Genomic DNA, 2,485 nt, shown 5'->3' with positions numbered 1-2,485 from the left:
CCAAGCCGTGACCAAGCCCTTCATCTATCTTTCGGCGGGCGTGTCCAACGCCGAGTTCAGCGAGACCCTGGAGCTGGCCGGCGACACGGGCGTGAAGTTCAACGGCGTGCTCTGCGGCCGCGCCACCTGGAAGGACGGCATCCCCGTCTACGGCAAGCAGGGCGCCGCCGCCTTCCGCCAGTGGCTCGAGACCGAGGGCGTCAAGAACATCGAGAACGTGAACCAGAAGCTGAAGAAGGCGACCTCCTGGTTCCCCATCTACGAGGCCGAGCCCGCCATGGCGACACGCTGACGACATCACGCCTCAGCCTGCTCAGGCGCCTGCAGTACCTGGAGGGTTCGGGCTGCGCGGCTTCTGGCGCTTGGGCCTGAGCGAGAGCTGGCGTACCGCTGCAATCACTATCCTGGGCATGCTGGCCTGCCTGGTCATCCTGCTGCCGGGCGTGTGGTGCCTGCGCCACGTCCTCAGCGGCGAGCCTGACGGGCCGCACTTCTAGAGTTCGATCAGCGCCCGGCGGCGGCCAGGGTGGCTCGGGCTTCGGGCTCGGAGATCAGCGGCCCAACCTGGCAGAGCTGCCATCCCGCCAGCTTTTCGTAGCTCTTCACGCTCTCTCCGAACGCCTCTTCACGCTTGCCCGGCAGGCTCTCCCCCAGCGTCCGCACCAGCGAGCGGAGTATCTCCACGGCCTCGTCGTGGTAGGCGGCGGCATCCACCTCCGGAGCGCCAGGAGCGAACGCATCGGGGTGACGTTGCTGCAAGCGCCACGCTCCCAAGGCCTGGACGACGTCTTCGGTCACCGCAAAGTCGCCTTCCGACATCCGCTGCGACAACAGCTCGATGGCCAGCTTCCGGTTCGGCGAGCGTGCGATCGCATCCCACATCTCCATCTGCCAGTACGCTCTTCCATCGCGCCTGCCATGGAAGAGGTGGACGGCAGCGCGCAGCGAATCGTCGGTATCGAGGAAGAACAGGACCTCGGCGGCGTGATTGCATGTCAGCCAGCGCGTGCCGGCGCCGGGAGGCGGGGCGGGGACGTCATCGCAAGTCGCCTGGATCTGGGCCAGGGCCTCAGCCAAGGCCGCGCGCGACCATACTGAGTCCTCCACCACGTCGAACGACACCGTATTGGAGACGAGCTGCAGGGCCTGCCGGTTTTCCGTGGGATAGGCTGGAGCCACGTCGGCCGCGGTCGCGCTGCAGGCGTAGTGTCCGGGGCCCAGCCGCCCCGCCTGGCGGTTCAGGTTCATCTCGAAGTTGATCGGGACCGGGCCCAGCGTGTAGAAGCCGCGACAGTCGCCGCAGCCGCCGGAGCCGAAGCCCATACCAAAGCCGCAGCCGGGCCCGGTATCCAGGAATCTCCGGAGCGAGTCCAGGCCGGTGGCTCGCAACGGGACGATCGAGTCCGCTGGCTCGCAGTGCAGCGTTTGCTCCCCCCCGTTCTTGAGGTCCCCCGGCGAGACTGCCTTGACATACTTGCCTTGCACGTCGCAGGAGTAGCGCAGGCGCACAGGAACGAGTTCGCCACGATGGTATCGGCTGAGCCCTTCGCGCAGCTCAAGTGTCAGCTTGACGTCGGGAGGAGCAGGCGGCGCAGGGGCGTCCTGGGCGGCGGCCAAGCCGCAAAGCAGGAGCCCGAGGATGGGAAGCGTGCGCATGCTCCTACTTAGACACCGAGGATGCCGTTGCTGGACCGCTCGCGCAACCGGGAGGGTAGTGTAGACGATCACGCCAGATCCTCCCATCTCCCTTCGGTCGGCGGAAGGATGACACCCTCAGGTAGACGGGGTTCAGATCGCCCGATCGCCCGATGATCCTCACTCCCACTCGATCGTCCCCGGCGGCTTCGAGGTCACGTCGTACACCACCCGGTTGATGCCCTTGACCTCGTTCACGATGCGGCTGGAGATGCGCTTCAGTACCTCCCAGGGCAGTTCGGCCACGTCCGCGGTCATGGCGTCCTCGCTGTGCACGGCGCGGATGGCGCAGGTGTAGGCGTAGGTGCGCGCGTCGCCCATCACTCCCACCGACATCACCGGCAGCAGCACCGCGAACGACTGCCACAGCCTGGTGTAGAGGCCGGCCGCCTTGATCTCCGAAACCACGATGTCGTCGGCCTCCTGCAGCAGCGCGATGCGCTCGGGCGTGACTTCGCCCAGGATGCGCACCGCCAGGCCCGGCCCGGGGAAGGGCTGGCGCTGCAGGATCTCCTCCGGCATGCCCAGGTCGCGGCCGATGCGCCGCACCTCGTCCTTGAACAGCTCCTTGAGCGGCTCGATGAGCTTGAGCTTCATCTTCTCCGGCAGGCCGCCCACGTTGTGGTGCGTCTTGATCACCTGCGAGGGTCCGCGCACCGAGCGCGACTCGATCACGTCGGGATAGAGCGTGCCCTGCACCAGCCACTCCACCTTCCCCACCTGCTGCTCGATCCGGTGCGCCTCTTCCTCGAAGACGGCGATGAACTCGTTGCCGATGATCTTGCGTTTC

General features: G+C 66.8%; 4 protein-coding genes. 2 read left to right on the top strand and 2 right to left on the bottom strand.

The window, feature by feature from the left end; all coding sequences use genetic code 11:
* Both VEG08_16100 and VEG08_16095 read left to right on the top strand, forming a co-directional pair.
* Nucleotides 1-292 (top strand): tagatose 1,6-diphosphate aldolase (locus tag VEG08_16100; GenBank protein HXZ29518.1); only part of this gene is annotated, 292 nt, incomplete at its 5' end.
* 70 nt (nucleotides 293-362) lie between these two features.
* Entirely contained in the window at nucleotides 363-497 is a 135-nt protein-coding gene (locus tag VEG08_16095; GenBank protein HXZ29517.1) for a hypothetical protein, read from the top strand.
* A 7-nt stretch (nucleotides 498-504) separates the two neighbouring features.
* On the opposite strand, the gene VEG08_16090 is transcribed toward VEG08_16095, so the two are convergent.
* Entirely contained in the window at nucleotides 505-1,656 is a 1,152-nt protein-coding gene (locus VEG08_16090; GenBank protein ID HXZ29516.1) for a hypothetical protein, read from the bottom strand.
* 159 nt (nucleotides 1,657-1,815) lie between these two features.
* On the bottom strand, nucleotides 1,816-2,485 hold a 670-nt coding region (guaA, locus tag VEG08_16085), incomplete at its 5' end, for a glutamine-hydrolyzing GMP synthase (GenBank protein ID HXZ29515.1).

The organism is Terriglobales bacterium, from assembly GCA_035624475.1.
In the GTDB taxonomy this organism is placed as follows: domain Bacteria; phylum Acidobacteriota; class Terriglobia; order Terriglobales; family Acidobacteriaceae; genus DASPRL01.
Note: the sequence above shows the minus strand (reverse complement) of the source record. Positions and strands in the feature narration are given on the sequence as shown.

Coding starts and splice junctions, on each gene's coding strand:
- VEG08_16090 (HXZ29516.1), bottom strand. CDS start 1,656: ATGCGCACGCTTCCCATCCTCGGGCTCCTGCTTTGCGGCTTGGCCGCC.